Consider the following 18,287-nt stretch of genomic DNA (forward strand, 5'->3'; position numbering starts at 1 on the left):
TTAGCGACAAAGGCCAAAAAACACAAGCGTCTTTTGCCCGGGCGCCTTCTCACTCGGTCCGAACCCGTGATCCGATTGCGGGGATATGGCGCTGATATAGGAACGTGCCGCATGAAATGGAATGGCCTACCCTGCGCAATCGCGCCGGCCTCCCGCGCCCCGCTCGTCGGTCGCTGTCGGATTTGTCGGCGCTTCATGGCCCATTGCGGCGGTGTTCCCGCTCTGATTTCCTGCACCGATGCATTTCATCCCGACAGCCGTTCGCGGCCCTCTGTTCATGATCGTCTCGACCGGGTCGTATCTCGTCAACGATACGATGATGAAGCTCGCTACGGCGGGCCTGCCGTCCTATGAAGTGCTGTTCCTGCGCGGCGCGGCGGCAGCGCTCTGGGGCTTTCCGCTGCTGTTTGCGCTTGGTTATGGCAAACAGATCCCGCTGATCTTCGACAAGCGCGTGCTGCACCGCAACCTGCTCGAACTGGCCGCCATCCTTTGTTACGTCGTGGCGCTCGCCAACATGCAGATTGCCGATTCCACCGCGCTCGGACAGGTCACGCCGCTGTTGATGCTGGTCGGCTCCTCTATCCTGTTCGGCGAGCGCATCGGCGGCCAGCGCATGGCGCTGATCGGCCTCGGCTTCATCGGCGCGCTGATGGTGGCGCAACCGACAATGCAGGGCATCTCGGTCTATGCCCTGCTGGCGCTCGGCAACGCGGCATTGTCGGCCGCGCGCGATCTCACCGGCAGGCGGGTTCCGGCCGAGGTGCCGGGAATGATCGTGGCGATTTCCGCCGTCGTCGTGGTGCTGATCGGCGCCGGTGCGGCACACCTGGTTTCAGAGCGCTGGATCATGCCCGGAGCACATCATTTGCTGCTCATGGCCGGAGCCGGGTTCTTCCTGATCTTCGGCCATTTCTTCATCTTCATGGCCTATCGCGTCGGGCCGACCAGCGCAGTGGCGCCGTTCTACTACTGCTTCACCGTCTGGGCGATGATTTCGGGCCTGCTGGTGTTCGGACAATTCCCAAACGCGCTGGCGATCTGCGGCATCCTTCTGGTTGTCGGTAGCGGACTGGCCATCGTCTCGCTCGACCAGCGCAGGCGCCGGCTGACTGTCGTCGCCTAAGTCGGCTCCAGTTGCGGCCGATTATCGCCGGGGGTCTCGCCGCAAGCTCAACACGCTGTCCGCGATATCCTCAAGAGGGTCAGATAAGACGCGCCAGACGGCGCTCCGCGGTGGCAAACACCGCCGATGAAGGACGGGACGGGCGCATGACCCGAGTGCGGGATCCGGTTTCGGGGAAGCTCATGCACGAGCGGACAGGTAGAAATCCCATCCCGAACTATCGGAATGGGACTGGTGCTAAATCGGCCGCTTGCCGGCGAACTGGTGGTAAGCCCATAACACGACCACGGCGCCCACCACCGCGACGATCAGGCTGTATATGTTGAGACCGGTCACGCCCGACGCGCCGAAAGCGCTGAAGATCAGGCCGCCGACAATGGCGCCGACAATGCCGAGCACGATATCCATGATCATGCCCTGGCCGCTCTTGTTGACGATCTTGCTGCCAAGAAAGCCGGCGATGACTCCCAGAATAATCCAGCTGATGATTGACATTTTTCCTCTCCAATCCCCTGCCGCGTCCATCATTTTCATATGATTGTCAAAAGCTCAAGCCAGCTTGAAATTCCGCCCGTTTGCGTCATTGTGAGGATGGGACGGGCTTGGTTGACAAGGAGATCCACGATGGGACTGTTTGACAATGCCGTTCCGGGCGGCAACATCACCAAACCCCTGATGATCGCGCTTGGCGCGCTGCTGGTCGGAAAGATGCTCAGCGGCAGGAGTGCCGAACAGCCGGAGCAACCCCAAGCTCCCGTACCGGCCGAGCCCGGTGAAACCACGGCCGGCGATGGCGGCCTGCTTGGCGGACTGGGCGGCCTGCTCGACAAATTGAAGAACTCCGGCCACGGCAACGTCGCCGATTCCTGGGTCGGCACCGGCCAGAACCAACCGATCAACGCCAACGACCTGGGCAACGCGATCGGACCGCAGGTCATCCGCGAGATCGCGCAACGGACGGGACTCGACGAGCAGGAACTGCTCAAGCAATTGTCCGCAGCCCTGCCTGGCATCGTCGACAAGCTGACGCCGAACGGCCAGGTGCCGCAGCAACATCAGGTCGCATCGGCCTTCAACAGCTGAAGCGAGTGAACAATCATCCTCTGGAGCGCTGCGCGACCTGGCCGCGCAGCGTTTCAGCTTGCCGATGGCATGGGTTGGAAATCTGGAGCGGGTAGCGGGAATCGAACCCGCATATTCAGCTTGGAAGGCTGCTGCTCTGCCACTGAGCTATACCCGCGCCGTGCCCTGAAGTATCGGATTCCGCGGAAAAGCGCCATGCGCTTTTCGCCTCCGATGCTTTCACGTTTCAGGGCTTCCGGGCCGGCAGTGGTGGAGAGGGTTGGATTCGAACCAACGTAGGCTAAGCCAACGGATTTACAGTCCGTCCCCTTTAACCACTCGGGCACCTCTCCAGTCTGCCGCCGGAGCCATGCAACGAGGCATTCTTGCCGATCCGGACCCGAGTATCACTTCTCCGAAATCAGCGAAGCGCCTTATGGCGGCAAGGCCAGTGGGTGTCAACCGCGTGGCAAGGGTTTTTCGATGTTGTTCGCCGGCTGCGGCGACGGGCCATATCCCTGGCCGCCGGAGACCGCTATAGAAGCCGGCCATGAGCAACAAGACCGGCACCCCGAAAGACACCCACTACGCCAAGCTGCGTCGTGCACACCGCGACGAAAAGAGCGGCGGCGCGCCGGCATTCCGGCCGCGCCAGCCCATGCCGCCGGGCGAGAACGCAGCCGACGGGCTGGTGCGGCTCTATGGCCTGCATACGGTGCGCGCGGCACTCGACAATCCGCGCCGCAAGATCCGGAAAATGCTGGTGACGCGCAATGCCGCCGAGCGGCTGGGACTGGCCGACTTCGCGGCCCTGCCCTTCAAGGCGGAGCTGGTCGAACCCAGGGACATCGACAAGATCACGGGTTCGGATGCCGTGCATCAAGGCGTGCTGATCGAGGCCGAGCCGCTGAAGCCCAAGCGACTCGACGCTCTTGGCGACACAAAGCTGGTGCTGGTGCTCGACCAGATCACCGATCCGCACAATGTCGGCGCCATCCTGCGCTCGGCGGTCGCTTTCGATGCCGGCGCGCTGATCACCACGGCGCGCCACAGCCCGCAGGAATCGGGCGTGCTGGCGAAATCAGCCTCCGGCGCGCTCGAACATATCGACCAGATCGAGGTGAAGAACCTGGCCGACGCGCTCGCGCAACTGCACGAGGCCGGCTTCCAGACAATCGGTCTCGATTCGGACGGCCCGGCCGAACTCGAAACGAGCTTTGCCGGCGACAAGCTTGCCCTGGTGCTGGGCGCGGAAGGCAAGGGCCTGCGCCAGAAGACGCGCGAGACGGTGACGACACTGGCTCGCCTCGACATGCCCGGCGCCATCCGCTCGCTCAACGTGTCGAACGCGGCGGCGGTAAGCCTTTATGCGGCACGGAAATTCTTGAGGCAGTAGGGCAGTACGGCAGTAGGGTTTCCAAATCGGCCGGAACGGGCGGCTCCTACTGCCCTACCTCATGCCCGGCCATCCGCTCCAGCGCCCTGACCAGGGCCGAGTGATCCTCCCTGGCGCCGCCATTGGCCGTGCAGGAATTGAACAGTTGCTGGGTGGTCGACGTGTTGGGCAGGGAGACGCCGAGCGCCCTTGCGCCTTCCAGGGCGAGGTTGAGATCCTTCTGGTGCAGTTCGATGCGGAAACCCGGCGCGAAGGTGCGCCTGACCATGCGTTCGCCATGCACTTCGAGGATGCGCGAGGCGGCCAACCCGCCCATCAGCGCCTGCCTGACCTTGGCGGGGTCGGCGCCGGCTTTTGAAGCAAAAACAAGCGCTTCGGCGACGGCTTCAATGGTCAGCGCGACGACGATCTGGTTGGCGACCTTGGTGGTCTGGCCGACGCCGTTCGGTCCGACCAGGGTGATGTTCTTGCCCATCTTCTCGAAAACGGGCCTGGCGCGCTCGAACGCCCTCTCCTCGCCGCCGACCATGATGGTGAGCGATGCGGCCTTGGCTCCCACCTCGCCGCCCGAGACCGGCGCATCAAGATAGTCGCAGCCCAGTTCGTTGATTTTTTTGGCGAAGACCTTGGTCTCGATCGGTGAGATCGAGCTCATGTCGATGGCCAATTTGCCTTTGGAAAGACCTGATGCGACGCCGTTGTCGCCGAACAGCACCTCGGCTACCTGCGGTGTGTCGGGCACCATGGTGATGATGATATCGGCGGCCTTCGCCACGGCGGCATGGCCGGTGACAGTTTTCAGTCCCTTGGCCACCAGTTCGGCCTGTGGCCTGGAGCGGTGGTCGCTGGCGATCACCGTGTAGCCGGCGTCCAGCAAATGTCCCGCCATCGGCGCGCCCATGATGCCAAGGCCGATGAAGCCGATGGTTTCCATTGTGGTTCTCCGTCTTGTTGAGGTTGCGTTCCTTCACGCCCCCCTCTGGCCTGCCGGCCATCTCCCCCACAGGTGGGGAGATTGGCAGTTTCGGCGCTGGCCCCAACTTTCCCGGTTCAAAATTTAGCGAAGCCGCCGGTGACATCCAACCTCCGCCCTTGGTGGGGGAGATGGCCGACAGGCCAGAGGAGGGCGTGAAGGAACGCGAGTTCGATTTCGACAGCTAAGCCGCCGCGCTTCCCTGCCCGGCCAGTTCCCGGAACCACCCCAACCCTTGCTCAGTTCCGGCCTTCGGCTTGTATTCCGCGCCGACCCAGCCGGAATAACCAATGCGGTCGATATGCTCGTAGAGGAAGGGATAGTTGATCTCGCCCGTCCCCGGCTCGTGACGGCCGGGATTGTCCGCAAGCTGGATATGCGCGATGCGGCCGAGGTTTGCCTCGATGGTACGGGTGAGATCCCCCTCCATGATCTGCATGTGGTAGATGTCGTATTGCAGGAACAGGTTCTTCGAGCCGACGCGGTCGATCAGCGCCAGCGCCTGGTCGGAATAGTTGAGGAAGAAGCCTGGAATGTCGCGCGTGTTGATCGGCTCGATCAGCAGCCTGATGCCGGCCTGCTCCAGTTTCTCCGCCGCGAAGGCGAGGTTCTCGGCAAACACATCCTCGAGCACCTTGCGGTCGACGCCGGCGGGCGCGATGCCTGCCAGGCAATTGACCTGTGAGCAGCCGAGCGCCTGCGCGTAGGCGATCGCCTTGGCGATGCCCTGGCGGAATTCCGGCACTCGGTCCGGCAAAACGGCGATACCGCGCTCGCCCTTGCCCCAGTCGCCGGCCGGCAGGTTGAACAGCACCTGCGTCAGACCGTTCTTGTTCAGCCGCGCGGCCACCACCTCGGGCGCATGGTCGTAGGGGCCTATATATTCAACGCCTTTGAAGCCCGCGCGGGCAGCTGCGTCAAAACGTTCGAGGAAGTCATGCTCGCCAAAGAGCATCGAAAGATTGGCTGAAAAACGCGGCATTCTTTTTGTCCTTCTTCCGTCCTAGTCGAGCATCACGATCGCTGTCGGGGCATCCTCTTGATGTTCGGCAAGGTCTTCGAATTCGGTGATCTTGTCGATCTCGGTGCCCATCGAGATATTGGTGACGCGTTCGAGGATGAATTCGAGCACTACGGGAACCTGATGCTCCTTCATCAGCCGCTGCGCCTCCTTGAAGGCACCGGCGAATTCTTCCGGTTTGCGCACCCTGACCGCCTTGCAGCCCATCGCCTCGGCAACAGCGACGTGGTCGACGCCGTAGCCGGCCTCGGGATCGTCCGATCGGTTGATGTTCTCAAAAGCAAGGCTAACCTCGTAATCCATCGAGAAGCCGCGCTGCGCCTGGCGGATCAGGCCGAGATAGGCATTGTTCACGACGACGTGGATGTAGGGCAGCCTGTGCTGCGCGCCGACCGCCAGTTCCTCGATCATGAACTGGAAGTCATAGTCGCCCGACAGCGCCACGATGGTGCGGTCGGGATCGGCGGCGCGCACGCCAAGGGCTGCCGGCAGTGTCCAGCCGAGCGGGCCTGCCTGGCCGCAATTGATCCAGTTGCGCGGCTTGTAGACATGCAGGAACTGCGCGCCGGCGATCTGCGACAGGCCGATCGTGGTGACGTAGGTGACGTCGCGCCCGAACGCCTTGTTCATCTCCTCATAGACGCGCTGCGGCTTCAGCGGCACCTGGTCGAAATGCGTCTTGCGCTTCATGGTCTTCTTGCGGCCCTGGCATTCCTTCGCCCAGCCCGACCAGTCGCGCAGTCTTCCGGCCGTTTTCCATTCGGTGGCGACGTCGAGCAGCATCTTCAGCGCAGCGCCCGCATCCGAGACGACGCCGAGATCCGGGGCAAACACACGGCCGATCTGCGTCGGCTCGATGTCGACATGGATGAACTTTTTTCCCTTGGTGTAGACATCGACCGAACCGGTGTGGCGGTTGGCCCAGCGGTTGCCGATGCCGAAGACGAAGTCGGCTTCCAGCATCGTCGCGTTGCCATAGCGGTGCGAGGTCTGCAGGCCGCACATGCCGGCCATCAGCCGATGGTCGTCGGGGATCGCGCCCCAGCCCATCAGCGTCGGGATGACGGGCACGCCGGTAATCTCGGCGAATTCTATCAGCAGGTCCGACGCATCGGCATTGATGATGCCGCCGCCGGCGACGATCAGCGGCTTTTCGGCGGCGTTGAGCATCGCCAGAGCCTTTTCGGCCTGGGCGCGTGTCATCGCCGGCTTGAACGGCGCCAGCGGCTCGTAGGCGTCGATGTCGAACTCGATCTCGGCCAATTGGACGTCGACCGGCAGGTCGATCAGCACCGGTCCCGGGCGCGAAGACCTCATCAGGTGGAATGCCTTCTGCAGCGCCATCGGCACGAGATAAGGCTCCATGACGGTGACCGCCCATTTGGCGACGGGCGACGCGATAGCGGCGATGTCGACGGCCTGGAAATCCTCCTTGTTCAGCCGCGCCCGCGGCGCCTGGCCGGTGATGCAGAGGATCGGGATGGAATCGGCTGCGGCCGAGTAGAGCCCGGTGATCATGTCGGTGCCGGCCGGGCCGGACGTGCCGATGCAGAGCCCGATATTGCCTGCCTTGGCCCTGGTGAAGCCTTCGGCCATGTGCGAGGCGCCCTCGACATGACGGGCCAGCACATGGCGGATCGTGCCCCTCGCCTTCAGGGCCGAGTAGAGCGGATTGATCGCCGCTCCCGGCACGCCGAAGGCGCAGGCGATGCCTTCCTTTTCGAGAACGAGAACCGCAGCGTCGACAGCGCGCATCCTGGCCATTGTTCCGACCCTCCACAGGGTTGTGATTGTTGGATGACCGAGAATGTCAGCAAGCCCGCTATTTTTCAATTTTTTCAGAATATTTTTTCATTTCTAGGAAGCTGCCGTTGCCAATTGATTTCCTTTCTCTTTTTGTTTTCCAAAAAGTGGCAATGCAGAAGGCGTGAAAAACTTTTTCATTGTCCATTCGGGAAAATCGGGCATGATGGCGTCATGGAAACCGCCGAAAAACGCCAGCGCGGCCGGCCGCGCGCCTTCAACGGCCCCTCGGAAGCGGCTTCGGTGCAGTCGTTGGACCGGGCCTTGCGCATCCTGGCCATCGTTGCCGAAGGCAGCGGCCTGTCGCTGAGCGAGATATCCGCGCAAAGCGGTCTGGCCGCCTCCACCGCCTACCGCATGCTGACGACGCTCGAAAACCACGGCATGGTCGAGTTCGACAGTTCGGACCAGCTTTGGTCGATCGGCGTCGAGACCTACCGGATGGGCGCGGCGTTCCTGCGCCGCCGCAAGCTGGTCGACCGCGCGCGCATCGTCATGCAGGAGCTGATGGAGAAAACCGGCGAGACCGCCAATCTCGGCGTCGCCGAGGACGACTGCGTGGTGTTCGTCAGCCAGGTCGAGACGCACCAGGCAATCCGCGCCTTCTTCCGACCGGGGACGCGCAGCCCTTTTCACGCATCCGGCATCGGCAAGGCGGTGCTGGCCCATCTCGAGCCGGAGCGCGTCGGAGCCATCCTGCGCAAGGCCGGCCTGCAGCGCTTTACCGACAGGACGTTGTCCGACATCCCTGCCCTCGCGCATGATCTCGCGACGATCAAGCTGCGCGGCTGGTCGGTCGACGACGAGGAGCGGCACCCAGGCATGCGCTGCGTGGCATCAGCCATCTTCAACGAATTCGGCGAGCCGATCGGCGGTGTCTCCGTGTCGGGCCCGACGGTCCGGGTGACGCCTGAGCGGCTGGCCGAGATCGGCCCGCTGGTGCACAGCGCCGCGGCCGAGGTAACCAAGATGATCGGCGGCGTGCAAACCGGATGATCAACCTGCCCCGGGCAGCGCGCTTTTGCTCGCAAGATCGAAGAAATCGAGCAGGATCGCCATGCCGACACCGCAGGCGGTGAAGACAAGGCCGGTGATGAAGATGCGGTTGGCGCGTTCATAGAGGCGCCGCTGCAGGCACTTTGTGTCGAGCAGAAGCGACAGTGCCCGCATCTGCAAGGCGATGCCGGCCAGGATCGGCAGCACGGCGACGAGATGATAGGTCTGCCACGGGATCGGGTTGGCGGCCCAATGCGTAATAAATCCCAGCGAAAACGCCAGCAGGATGCCGACGGCCGTGACCGTGCCGTTGCGGAAAATAATTTCGACCTGTTCCTCTTTCGGGTCCTGCTCGTCCAAGGATCACCCTCCCCCATATCGCCCGCAGATTATCGCCAAGCAGATTAGGCCTTCGGGAAATGCCTGTACATTGCCGATCGCATCGACAAAAGCCGATGACCGAGGGTTCAGGCGTCTCCGTGAAAGTCGGCTAATCCAACAGGTGTGCCGCCATCCAAGCGTAGAAAAGGGGCTCGCCTGAGCCCCTATTCTGGTGCTGAACGGTGCTCCTCCTCTCAGAGACGGCAGTAATGGCGATAGCCGTCGTAACCGATGTAGGTGTCGGAGTCCGGATCGTAGCTCGAATAGCGATCGAAGCAGCGGCGGACGTGCCACGAGCCGCCGCCCTCGTCGACGTAGACGGTGCGGGGCTGGGCAAGCAGGCTGCCCAGGACAAAACCGCCGACGCCAGCGGCGATGCCGATGCCGATGCCATGGTGGTGGTGATGCGAATGAGCCGCCGAGGGCTGCACGGTGCCGACCAGTGCGGTGGCGGCGACAGCGGTGGCGATGAGGCCGGAAACGAGTGCGCGCTTGAACATGACGATCTCCTTGCTTCGTTTGGAGAGGCGACCCATCCGCCTCTTGATCATCTGTCGTTCGGCACAAGAAAAAGGTTCAAATCTTTTTTGAACGTGAACCAAGGAGGTCATGCTGACGGCGGCCTGCAAGGGCCTGGCTAGACATTGATGACCGTCCCATTTCGCCCAACGAAAAAGGGCGGCCGAAGCCGCCCTTTCGGGAGAATTGGGTCCCTCCATCAAAGAAAGATGATCACCTTGCCGTGCTTGTGGTGATGATGGTTGTGGTGCTTCCACCAGAACTTCTTGAAGTGCTTCTTGTGATGGTTGTGGTGGTGATGATGATGGCCGTGCATGCCGTGGGCTGACGACGTGCCGACGGTGCCGACGAGCGCGCCGGTGGCGACGAAGATGGCAACGAGGCCTGAGACGAGAGTGCGCTTGAACATGATGATCTCCTGGATCTTTTGATCGAGGCGACCCATTCGCCTCTGACCATCAGTCGGGGCGGCGCGGGAAAAGGTTCGAAAGGTGGAGGAGATTTTTTTCGGCAAGGCCGGAGACGGGATGAATCGTGAGTAGTGAGTAGTGAGTAGTAGGCTATGAGCAGCAGGCTGACTACTGACTACTGACTACTGACTACTGACTACTGACTACTGACTACTGACTACTATTCACCACCCCATGCCCGTGACATGGCGCAGCCAGAAGGCGAGCGCGATGAAGCCGATGATGGTGGTAACGCCGGTCCAGTCGATATTGGCGTTCTTGAGGTTCCTGATGAGCTTCACCAGCAGCATCCAGGCTATGACGACGATCGGCAGGATGATGACAAATCTGATCATGCGACGGCCTCGCCCGAGCGATTGCACCTGCCGTAGGATATAGGAAGCGAATTGGCCGTTTTCAGGATGCCGTGTCTGTTGCTTCGCAGCGGCAGGAGCACCTCAAAACGGACATTTGTCTTTACTGGCGCCGCAAATATGGCTAACCGGTGCCGCATGCCCTTGTAGCTCAGCTGGTAGAGCAGCGGTTTTGTAAACCGAAGGTCGCGGGTTCGATTCCTGCCGGGGGCACCACCCTTCGCTCTTCGAGCTTCGGGTGGCAGGCCACCCAGAGCCCGTTATAAGAACACCAGATCTCGCGAAACGAAGAAGTGTCCTCCGAAACCCAGCGGACTTTCGCTAGGAGGCTGTCGCAACCTGGCCGGCTGCCACTTCGCCGCCGAACGTGTTCTTCACCCTGACGGACTTGCAGACGTAGGCGACCCAAGCCCCGGTGAGGATGAACGACAGGACGGGTGTCGCCAGCGCATCTCCAGCAAGGATCTGGCTCACCGGGACGCCTAGAGTTGATGAGATCAAGATCGTGTCCAGGACGAACACAACCGGTATCGCAATCCACTGAACCAGAAACAATTGTGGAAAGCGTCGGCTTCGCCGCAGCATCGAAATGAGCACAACCAGTTGAAGCGCCAGAAATGCCAGATTGAGGGCAACCTCGCTATACACCGCAACCAGTCCATTTGGCAGGGGCATGAGTTGGCGGTAACCCTCGGCCGAATCGGCCAAGTCGGCGAGCGTGCGCAGCGGCGACAACACCTGGCCGATCGCCAGTAGCATAAGCCAGCCACCGAATCCTACAAGAGCCGCCGGGCCCTGTGACGGCTTCACGGCTGAGCGAACCGCAAAGAAAACAGGCACGCCGATGATCAGCAGTACGATCGCCCAATGCCAGATTGAAAACGTCCCCATTTACCATCTCTCCCCTTCGCCTGCCTCTATAAGTTGTAACAGATTTCAAATTCAACTCAAGAGGCGACTTCGCGTGCAATGAGGTCGGTGCCGAAGCGGCGACTTTCTCCTGCTGTCCTGAGTCTCGAGCCCCAACCCGGAACCAAACCCGGCCGGAGACGGTTAACGATCGAAGGGACCGCAAACTCTGTAGCGGAACAATGATCGAACTCTTGGACATGGAACTGGCCAGAGCCAGGCAGCGAATTGGCCGAGCGGAACTCGCCCTCAAACGAGCGGAAGAAATGCTGGACGGAGACTGTGGCGTCGGCATCAATCTCGCGCTTTGCAGCAGGATAAGGTCCGCGCAGCGGCGTGTGACCGAAGCGCGAGAGCGCCTGACGAAGATCGATCCGACCGATCACTGATTTTTACCTGCGCCACTGCGGACGCGCGTCTGCTTTCCCTTCGGTCGATGCTTCGAAGGGATCGCTGGTTAGGCCGGCGGCTACGCTGTCATCCCCGCAACATCAAGCCGCTAGGCCATACCGTGCACGGGAGCCTTGCGGTGTAGACGGGCGCCGCCGTTGGCACTCATCGTCAGTCACACTGGCAGCGGAAGCTGGTTTCATGCCGCGGTCGCTTCCATCCTCACACCCCGATCGCCGCCACCAGGATCCGGTTCTGCCGTCGGATCGCCGCGCGCAGTTCCGCTATCCTTGCCTCGTCGCGCTTCACGAACTCGATGAACATCATGTTCATGTTGTTGAAGACCAGCTCACCCACCGCCTGCCCGTCGATGTCGCGCCGCACCAGGCCGATCTCCTGCAGCCTTGCGATCAGGGCGCGGATCTGTTGCGTCAGAGCGCGGTCGAGCGCCGTGTAGGCTTGGCCGAACGGGCTGTCGGGCAGTTGCGTCGAGATCGCCATCGCCTGGCGCCACATTTCCTTGCTGAGATAGTGCAAGGAGTGCTCGATATAGATGCCGATCAGCGTGTCCAGCGCATCGCCGACATTGGCCGGTGGGCTGTCGACCACGCCTCGCCCGGCATTCAGCACCTCGTTGACCTCCATGGAGACGATGGCGCCGAGGATGTCGCCCTTATTCTGGTAGTAATTGTAAATCGTCCCGATCGACACTTCGGCCTGGGCCGCGATCACCTCGATCTTGGCGCCTTCATAGCCTGCCTCGCGGAAAAGCTCGGCGGCCGCCTCGATGATGCGGCGGTGCCGGTCGGCCTTTTGCCTTGCCCTCAATCCACTCATGCCGGCTGTCTGCCACAGAAACAGAATTGACTCAATTTTAGAATTGGTTCAATTTTTTGCAAGAAGCCACAAAGGCAAGGGAGAACACTCGATGTCCGCACGATCCACAGCCAACAATCCGCTTTCAATCCTGAAGAGACATCTGGGCGCCGCTTGCGGCGCCACGGCGCTGGTGCTCTCAGCAGCCGGCGCCAGCCAGGCCGCCGATCTCAACGCCCTGATCTGGTGCGATCACGCCGATCCGGCGCTGCTGCAGCCCTTCGAAGAGGCCAACAACATCAAGGTCAACGTCAAGGAATTCGAGGGCACCGGCGCAGGGCTCGCCATCGTCGAGCAGTCGCAACCCGGCGACTGGGACGTGATGGTGATCGACAGCATCGACGTGCCGCGCGGCGTGGAAAAAGGCCTGTTCGAGCCGCTGCCGGAGGACAAGCTGCCGTTGGGCGACCTCTTTCCGCAGGTGAAGATGGACAACTCCACCGTGGTCGGCGGCAAGCGCTACGGCATCACCGAAAAGTTCGGCTACAACACGATCGGCTTCAACAAGACCAAGGTCGACCCGGCCGACATGCAATCCTTGGCGTCGCTGACAAGCGACAAGTACAAGCGCAAGGTCGCCATCTACGATTATTACCTGCCGGTCATCGGCATGGCGGCACTCGCCATCGGCAAGAAAACGGCTGAACTCACCGAGGCCGATCTTCCCGCCCTCAAGGCCGAACTGCTCAAGATGAAGGCCAACGCCAAGCTGGTCGGCGAGGTGACCGCCAGCCAGACAGCGCTCGCCACCGGTGAAGTCGATATTCTGGTCGGCGGCGGCGAATGGGTGACGGCGGGCCTGGCCAAGGAGAACCCGGCGCTGGACTTCTCGATCCCCAAGGAGGGAGCGGTGCTGTGGTCGCAGTCGCTGGCCATGTTCAAGGACTCCAAGAACAAGGACGTGGCGCTGAAATTCATCCAGTACATCATGAGCCCGGAAGGCCAGGCGCGGCTTGCCACCTCGTCCTGCTATTGGGGCATGCCGGCGAACAGCAAGGCGGCACTCACCGACGACCAGAAGAAGATCCTGCGCTTCGACGAGCAGCCCGAATTCCTTGCCCGCGCCCAGGCCTATCCGGCGCCGAACGCCGACCTCGACAAGAAGATGCAGGACATGTGGACCGAGATGCTGCAGGCGCAGTAGACGGGCGTCGTGAGCAGCACCGCAAACAAGGCCCTGCCCTGGGCGCTGGTTACGCCGGCGCTCGGCTGGACCTTGCTGTTCTTCGTGTTGCCTTTCATTGCCATGGGGCTTTCCAGCCTGACGTCGCATGAGGGCGGCGGCTTCACATCAGCCAATTACAGCCAGTTCTTCACCAATCCTGCCTATTGGCAAGCGATGGTGAATTCGCTGGAGGTGACGGCGATCGTCACCGTGGTCTCGGTGCTGCTCGCCTATCCTTTCGCCTGGATCCTGGCCGAACAGGTGCCGGAACGCTGGCAGCGGCTGGCGCTGATGCTGGCCGTGCTGCCGTTCTGGACGTCCTATGTCGTGCGCTCCTATTCCTGGCTTCTGGTGCTGGCGCAGAACGGCGTCATCAACCGGACGCTGACCGGCATCGGCTTGACCAGCGAACCGCTGCAGCTCGCCAATACGCGCTTCGCCACCGTGACCGGCTTCGTGCATTTCTTCGTCATGCTTTTGACGCTGACGATCTTCGCCAATTTGAAGCAGCTCAGTCCGAGCTACCGCAAGGCCGCCGCTGATCTCGGCGCCGGGCCGGTGCGCACCTTCCTGCATGTCATCCTGCCGCTGACCTTGCCCGGCATCATGGTCGGCGCCTTCCTGACCTTCGTGCTGTGCATCGGCGACTACATCACGCCGCAGATCCTCGGCGGCAACAACGAGCTGGTCATGCCGCAGCTTGTGATGATGCAGATCGGCCGGCGCGGCGATTTTCCGCTGGCCTCCGCCCTGTCGATTATCCTGATGGCGGTCGTGACCATCGCCTATCTCGCCTGCACCCGCTGGCTGAAGATCGAGCGGGCCTGAGATGCGCCTGATCGTCCGAACCGCTTCCGGTCTCTACGCGATCGCCATCTATTCCTTCATTTTCCTGCCGGTGGTCGTGCTCGTGCTGTTCTCGCTGCAGGCAACCTCCTTCCCCATCCCGCCCTTCACCGGCCCGTCGCTGCGCTGGTACCAGGCCGTCCTGTCCGATGCGCGGCTGACCTCGGCGCTGGTGAACTCGCTGCTGGTGGCCGTCCTTTCGTCGCTCGCGGCCGTCACGCTCGGCTTCCTCAGCGCCTGGGCGTTCGCGCGCTTCGTGCTGCCGGGTTCGGCCCTGCTGCGAGGGTTGATCACGCTACCGCTTACCGTCAGCTATCTCATCATCGGCATGGGGCTGCTGGTGCTGTTCAACTGGGCCGGCGTGCCGAAATCGCTGATGGCCGCCGGCATCGGCCATGTCGTGATCAACCTGCCGCTCTGCTTCGCCATCGTCTACAGCCAGATGGGCGACCACCAGATCAACATCGAGCGCGCCGCGCGCGATCTCGGCGCGCCGGAATGGAAAGTGCTGCTCTTGATTACTGTGCCTGTCATGGCGCCGGCCATCTTCGCCGGCTTCTTCCTGTCGATGACCTTTTCCTGGGACGAATTCGTGATCTCCTTCCTGCTGACACGCTTCGAAACCACGCTGCCGGTCGAAATCTGGAATCTGCTGCGCTCTGGCCTCAACCCCAAGACCAACGCAGTCGGCTCGCTGGTGTTCGCCGTTTCCATCGTGCTGGTGGTGCTGTTCGAACTGACATTGCTGCGGAGGAAGCCGGCATGAGCGCGCCCCTGGTCGACATCCGCGGGGTCTCGCACCGTTTCGGCCAGCTGGCGGTGCTGAAAGACGTATCGCTGCGGATCGAGCCCGGTAGCTACACCATCCTGCTCGGACCGTCGGGCTCCGGCAAGACGACGCTTTTGTCGATTTTGGGCGGCTTCGTCACACCGAGCGAAGGCAAGGTGTTCATCCGAGGCGAGGACTGCACCGCCGTTCCGCCGGCAAAGCGCCCGACAACGACGGTGTTCCAGGATTATGCGCTGTTTCCGCATATGAGCGTCGGCGGCAATGTCGGTTTTGGCCTGCGCATGCAAGGCGTCGATGGCGCGACACGCGCCGCGCGGGCGCGTGAGACGCTGGCGCTGGTCGGGCTGGATGCCGCCTTCGACAAGAAGCCGCACCAGCTCTCCGGCGGCCAGCGGCAGCGCGTAGCGCTGGCGCGCGCACTGGTGATCGAGCCGGCGGTGCTGCTGCTCGACGAGCCGCTCGGCGCGCTCGACCTCAAACTGCGCCGGCAGATGCAGGATGAGCTGAAAGCAATTCAGAAGCGCGTCGGCACCGCCTTCATCCACGTCACCCACGACCAGGAAGAAGCGATGGCGCTGGCCGACCACTGCGTGGTGATGAATGATGGCCGCATCGAGGACGAAGGGCCGCCCGAACGCGTCTATGCGCGGCCAAAGACACGCTTTTCGGCGACTTTCATGGGCGAGAGCACCATTCTTCGCGGAACGGTGGCGGAGATGATGGACAGGACAAGCACTGTCGCAACACAGGTCGGGCCGGTCTCGGCGTCCGGAGCGTTGCCGGTGGGATCGGCGGTTGCCTTGGCCATCCGGCCGGAGCACCTTGCCCTGGGCGCGACCTCAGGCGCCACAAAGCTGGGCAAGGCGCAGGTCAGCGATGTCGTTTTCCAGGGCAGCTTCAAGCGCGTGCTCGCGGTCTCCACTGAAGACGCCACGCTGCAATTCATCGCCAAACTGCCCGCGACGTCCGTCGTGCAGCCGGGCGACACGGTCTCGGTTTCCTGCGATACAGACAAGATCATCCTGCTGACGGATTGAACATGGGCATGCTTGCGGTCGTCGACGCACCTGACTGGTACGAAACCATCGGCATGGGCGACGGTGTCACGCTGATCCACGAGCCATGGATCAAACCGTTCTTCCGCTGTAATATGTGGCATGTGCGCGGCCGCGACCGCGACCTGCTGTTCGATACCGGGCTTGGCCATTTCAGCCTCAGGCGCCATGTGCCGCTGGTCAGCGAGCGCAAGCTCACCTGCGTCGCCAGCCACACGCATTTCGATCATATAGGCTGCCACCATGAATTTCCCGACCGCTGCGTGCACCGCGCCGAGGCGGAGATTCTGACCGATCCGCGCAACGAATGGACGGTGGCTGACCGCTACGCCAATGAAGAGATGTTCGATCGCCAGCCACAAGGTTGGGATACGGCGCGCTATCGCATCATGCCCGCCCCGGCGGACCGCCTGCTCGAACATGGCGATATCGTCGACCTCGGCGACCGCGCCTTCGAGGTGATCCACACGCCCGGCCATTCGCCAGGCGGCATCGCGCTGTACGAGAAGAAGACCGGCATCCTGCTTTCCGGCGACATCATCTATGACGGCCCGCTGATCGACGACGTCTACCATTCCGATATCGGTGATTATTTGGGGACGATGTTTGCCATGCGCGGCCTCGACGTCTCGGTCGTGCATGGCGGCCATTTCCCGAGTTTCGGCAAGGTGCGCTATCGCCAGCTGATCGACGAGTATCTGGCACAGAAACGCCAGGCCGGCTGCCATCTGCAACCACGCTCCTAGCAGTCAGCTTGTTTTGACCTACAGCGCCCTTTGCGGACAAGGCATTCCGGCAGCATCGCCGCAGCGCGAGGCCGTGGGCAAGGGCCTGAGGCTTGTTTCTTCCGAGCGGCGCACCAGTTCGGCGAAGACAAGCGCGAAGCTTCCCAGCACGACGGAGATGATGATCAGGCGTGTTACCAGCAATATGTTGGTCCCGGCTGGCGCGTGTCCCCGGAATCGGGCTCGACTCTCGAAGGATTCACGCACGATCAAAAGTGCCACAGCGTCTTTCGTATCCTGAAAGGCATAAAATCGCTGTGGGCGCCCCCACGCCACCATGCCGGCTAACATGATCGATGCGGCTTTACGAGAGTTTAAGCCCGGCCTTAACCATCACATTGGCTCGTTCCCTGATATGATTCGCGACTGCCGGTTCGAACCGCACGTCTGCGGGCTCTCTTTGCACACAGGCCCGCCCATGCTACCCCGGCCCAGCCGCCAACCGGTCACCGTCGGGGAGCCATGAGCAAAGCCGCCAACAGCATCGCCTTCGTCTCGTCCGGCACGCCTGACGCCAAAGCGGCGCTGGAAAGCCTGTCGGCGCGCTATGGCCAGCATTCGGTCGCGGAAGCCGATGTCGTCGTGGCCCTGGGCGGCGACGGTTTCCTGCTGCAAACTTTGCGCGATACAATGGGAACCGGCAAAAAGGTCTACGGCATGAACCGTGGCACCATCGGCTTCCTGATGAACGAATATCGTTCCGGAGGTCTCGCCGAGCGCATCGCGGCCGCGGTCGCCGAAACGATCCGTCCGCTGGAGATGCAGGCCGTTACCTCGGATGGCGAAACCGTCTCGGCGCTGGCCATCAACGAAGTGGCGTTATGGCGCCAGTCCTATCAGACGGCCAAGATCCGCATCACCATAGATGACCAGGTACGGCTCGAGGAACTGAATTGCGACGGCGTGATGATTGCCACGCCGGCTGGCTCCACCGCCTACAATCTTTCGGCGCATGGGCCCATCCTGCCGCTCGACGCGCCGCTGCTGGCGCTTACCCCCGTCAGCCCGTTTCGCCCCCGCCGCTGGCGCGGCGCTTTGCTTTCCAACAAAGCAACCGTGCGCTTCGACATACTAGAGGCGGAAAAGCGGCCGGTGAACGCCGCCGCCGACCATACGGAGGTCAAGGCCGTAGCTTCCGTGACGGTGCGGGAATCAGCGACGGCGACCGCAACTTTGCTGTTCGATCCCAATCACTCCTGGAACGAACGCATACTGGCGGAACAGTTCCGTTATTGAGCCGATATTGAGCCGGCGCGCGGATAAGCGGCCGGATCAGACATAGTAATTAAGGTTACGACTTCACAATCGAGCCATTGCCGGCCGTTTGTGTTGACAAATCGCGGGCTTGCGCCTAGTTGCAGTGATGATCTT

At 62.1% G+C, this 18,287-nt stretch carries 22 protein-coding genes and 3 tRNA genes; 12 read left to right on the forward strand and 13 right to left on the reverse strand.

Annotation, left to right across the window (positions count from 1 at the left end):
• Positions 1-238: 238 nt before the first annotated feature.
• Positions 239-1,126 (forward strand): DMT family transporter, encoded by an 888-nt coding sequence (locus FJ986_RS15070; protein WP_140493546.1) that lies wholly within the window; start codon positions 239-241, stop codon positions 1,124-1,126.
• A 237-nt stretch (positions 1,127-1,363) separates the two neighbouring features.
• Here FJ986_RS15070 and FJ986_RS15075 read toward each other — a convergent pair whose 3' ends face one another.
• Positions 1,364-1,621 carry a GlsB/YeaQ/YmgE family stress response membrane protein gene (locus tag FJ986_RS15075; RefSeq protein WP_140525526.1) on the reverse strand — a complete coding sequence of 86 codons (258 nt, stop codon included), beginning with the start codon at positions 1,619-1,621 and terminating at the stop codon, positions 1,364-1,366.
• Between the two features lie 129 nt (positions 1,622-1,750).
• Here FJ986_RS15075 and FJ986_RS15080 point away from each other — a divergent pair, with 129 nt between their 5' ends.
• Positions 1,751-2,209, forward strand: coding sequence for a YidB family protein (locus FJ986_RS15080; RefSeq protein ID WP_140525527.1), 459 nt, complete (start codon positions 1,751-1,753; stop codon positions 2,207-2,209).
• 83 nt (positions 2,210-2,292) lie between these two features.
• Here the strand turns inward: FJ986_RS15080 and FJ986_RS15085 are convergent.
• Both FJ986_RS15085 and FJ986_RS15090 read right to left on the reverse strand, forming a co-directional pair.
• Positions 2,293-2,366, reverse strand: a tRNA-Gly gene (locus FJ986_RS15085).
• 90 nt (positions 2,367-2,456) lie between these two features.
• Positions 2,457-2,541: transfer RNA gene (locus FJ986_RS15090), tRNA-Tyr, on the reverse strand.
• A gap of 197 nt (positions 2,542-2,738) precedes the next feature.
• Between FJ986_RS15090 and FJ986_RS15095 the strand changes: the two genes are divergently transcribed.
• Entirely contained in the window at positions 2,739-3,584 is an 846-nt protein-coding gene (locus tag FJ986_RS15095; RefSeq protein WP_140558705.1) for an RNA methyltransferase, read from the forward strand.
• 46 nt (positions 3,585-3,630) lie between these two features.
• On the opposite strand, the gene FJ986_RS15100 is transcribed toward FJ986_RS15095, so the two are convergent.
• The 3 genes from FJ986_RS15100 to gcl form a co-directional block, all read right to left on the reverse strand.
• On the reverse strand, positions 3,631-4,518 hold the full coding sequence (locus FJ986_RS15100; protein WP_140558704.1) for a 2-hydroxy-3-oxopropionate reductase: 888 nt from the start codon (positions 4,516-4,518) through the stop codon (positions 3,631-3,633).
• 223 nt (positions 4,519-4,741) lie between these two features.
• The gene (gene hyi, locus FJ986_RS15110; protein ID WP_140558703.1) at positions 4,742-5,539 is read right to left on the reverse strand and encodes a hydroxypyruvate isomerase; all 798 of its coding nucleotides are present in this window, start codon (positions 5,537-5,539) and stop codon (positions 4,742-4,744) included.
• A gap of 21 nt (positions 5,540-5,560) precedes the next feature.
• Complete coding sequence (gcl, locus tag FJ986_RS15115) at positions 5,561-7,342, reverse strand: glyoxylate carboligase (protein WP_140655961.1); 1,782 nt, start codon at positions 7,340-7,342, stop codon at positions 5,561-5,563.
• A gap of 213 nt (positions 7,343-7,555) precedes the next feature.
• Between gcl and bhcR the strand changes: the two genes are divergently transcribed.
• The gene (gene bhcR / locus FJ986_RS15120; protein ID WP_140517623.1) at positions 7,556-8,377 is read left to right on the forward strand and encodes an HTH-type transcriptional regulator BhcR; all 822 of its coding nucleotides are present in this window, start codon (positions 7,556-7,558) and stop codon (positions 8,375-8,377) included.
• Here bhcR and FJ986_RS15125 read toward each other — a convergent pair whose 3' ends face one another.
• From FJ986_RS15125 to FJ986_RS15140, 4 genes are all read right to left on the reverse strand, one after another.
• Positions 8,378-8,737, reverse strand: a complete 360-nt coding sequence (locus FJ986_RS15125) for a hypothetical protein (protein ID WP_140674793.1) — start codon at positions 8,735-8,737, stop codon at positions 8,378-8,380.
• A 215-nt stretch (positions 8,738-8,952) separates the two neighbouring features.
• Entirely contained in the window at positions 8,953-9,258 is a 306-nt protein-coding gene (locus FJ986_RS15130; protein ID WP_140525532.1) for a BA14K family protein, read from the reverse strand.
• Between the two features lie 218 nt (positions 9,259-9,476).
• Positions 9,477-9,686 (reverse strand): hypothetical protein, encoded by a 210-nt coding sequence (locus FJ986_RS15135; RefSeq protein WP_140525533.1) that lies wholly within the window; start codon positions 9,684-9,686, stop codon positions 9,477-9,479.
• 225 nt (positions 9,687-9,911) lie between these two features.
• Entirely contained in the window at positions 9,912-10,082 is a 171-nt protein-coding gene (locus tag FJ986_RS15140) for a hypothetical protein (protein ID WP_140517626.1), read from the reverse strand.
• Positions 10,083-10,240: 158 nt separating this feature from the next.
• Here FJ986_RS15140 and FJ986_RS15145 point away from each other — a divergent pair.
• A tRNA-Thr gene (locus FJ986_RS15145) sits at positions 10,241-10,316 on the forward strand.
• A gap of 105 nt (positions 10,317-10,421) precedes the next feature.
• On the opposite strand, the gene FJ986_RS15150 is transcribed toward FJ986_RS15145, so the two are convergent.
• Positions 10,422-10,991 (reverse strand): DUF2569 family protein, encoded by a 570-nt coding sequence (locus FJ986_RS15150; protein WP_140674796.1) that lies wholly within the window; start codon positions 10,989-10,991, stop codon positions 10,422-10,424.
• Positions 10,992-11,191: 200 nt separating this feature from the next.
• Here FJ986_RS15150 and FJ986_RS15155 point away from each other — a divergent pair, with 200 nt between their 5' ends.
• Complete coding sequence (locus FJ986_RS15155) at positions 11,192-11,398, forward strand: hypothetical protein (protein ID WP_140674799.1); 207 nt, start codon at positions 11,192-11,194, stop codon at positions 11,396-11,398.
• Between the two features lie 223 nt (positions 11,399-11,621).
• On the opposite strand, the gene FJ986_RS15160 is transcribed toward FJ986_RS15155, so the two are convergent.
• A complete protein-coding gene (locus FJ986_RS15160; protein ID WP_140671697.1) occupies positions 11,622-12,236 on the reverse strand; it encodes a TetR/AcrR family transcriptional regulator in 615 nt (204 codons plus the stop codon).
• A gap of 91 nt (positions 12,237-12,327) precedes the next feature.
• Here FJ986_RS15160 and FJ986_RS15165 point away from each other — a divergent pair, with 91 nt between their 5' ends.
• The 5 genes from FJ986_RS15165 to FJ986_RS15185 are packed head-to-tail and all read left to right on the forward strand — an operon-like array spanning position 12,328 to position 16,877.
• Complete coding sequence (locus tag FJ986_RS15165; protein ID WP_140674801.1) at positions 12,328-13,419, forward strand: spermidine/putrescine ABC transporter substrate-binding protein; 1,092 nt, start codon at positions 12,328-12,330, stop codon at positions 13,417-13,419.
• 9 nt (positions 13,420-13,428) lie between these two features.
• Positions 13,429-14,268, forward strand: coding sequence for an ABC transporter permease (locus FJ986_RS15170; protein ID WP_140674804.1), 840 nt, complete (start codon positions 13,429-13,431; stop codon positions 14,266-14,268).
• 1 nt (position 14,269) lies between these two features.
• Positions 14,270-15,052, forward strand: coding sequence for an ABC transporter permease (locus FJ986_RS15175; protein WP_140674806.1), 783 nt, complete (start codon positions 14,270-14,272; stop codon positions 15,050-15,052).
• Positions 15,049-16,113 carry an ABC transporter ATP-binding protein gene (locus FJ986_RS15180; protein WP_140674809.1) on the forward strand — a complete coding sequence of 355 codons (1,065 nt, stop codon included), beginning with the start codon at positions 15,049-15,051 and terminating at the stop codon, positions 16,111-16,113. The genes FJ986_RS15175 and FJ986_RS15180 overlap by 4 nt, the downstream gene beginning before the upstream one ends.
• 2 nt (positions 16,114-16,115) lie before the next feature.
• On the forward strand, positions 16,116-16,877 hold the full coding sequence (locus tag FJ986_RS15185) for an MBL fold metallo-hydrolase (protein WP_140674812.1): 762 nt from the start codon (positions 16,116-16,118) through the stop codon (positions 16,875-16,877).
• Positions 16,878-16,895: 18 nt separating this feature from the next.
• On the opposite strand, the gene FJ986_RS30480 is transcribed toward FJ986_RS15185, so the two are convergent.
• Positions 16,896-17,060 carry a hypothetical protein gene (locus FJ986_RS30480; RefSeq protein ID WP_181167386.1) on the reverse strand — a complete coding sequence of 55 codons (165 nt, stop codon included), beginning with the start codon at positions 17,058-17,060 and terminating at the stop codon, positions 16,896-16,898.
• Between the two features lie 318 nt (positions 17,061-17,378).
• On the opposite strand from FJ986_RS30480, the gene FJ986_RS15190 reads away from it, so the two are divergent.
• A complete protein-coding gene (locus FJ986_RS15190) occupies positions 17,379-18,152 on the forward strand; it encodes an NAD kinase (protein WP_140493621.1) in 774 nt (257 codons plus the stop codon).
• Positions 18,153-18,287: the final 135 nt, after the last annotated feature.

Source organism: Mesorhizobium sp. B1-1-1 (genome assembly GCF_006442955.1).
Taxonomy (GTDB): domain Bacteria; phylum Pseudomonadota; class Alphaproteobacteria; order Rhizobiales; family Rhizobiaceae; genus Mesorhizobium.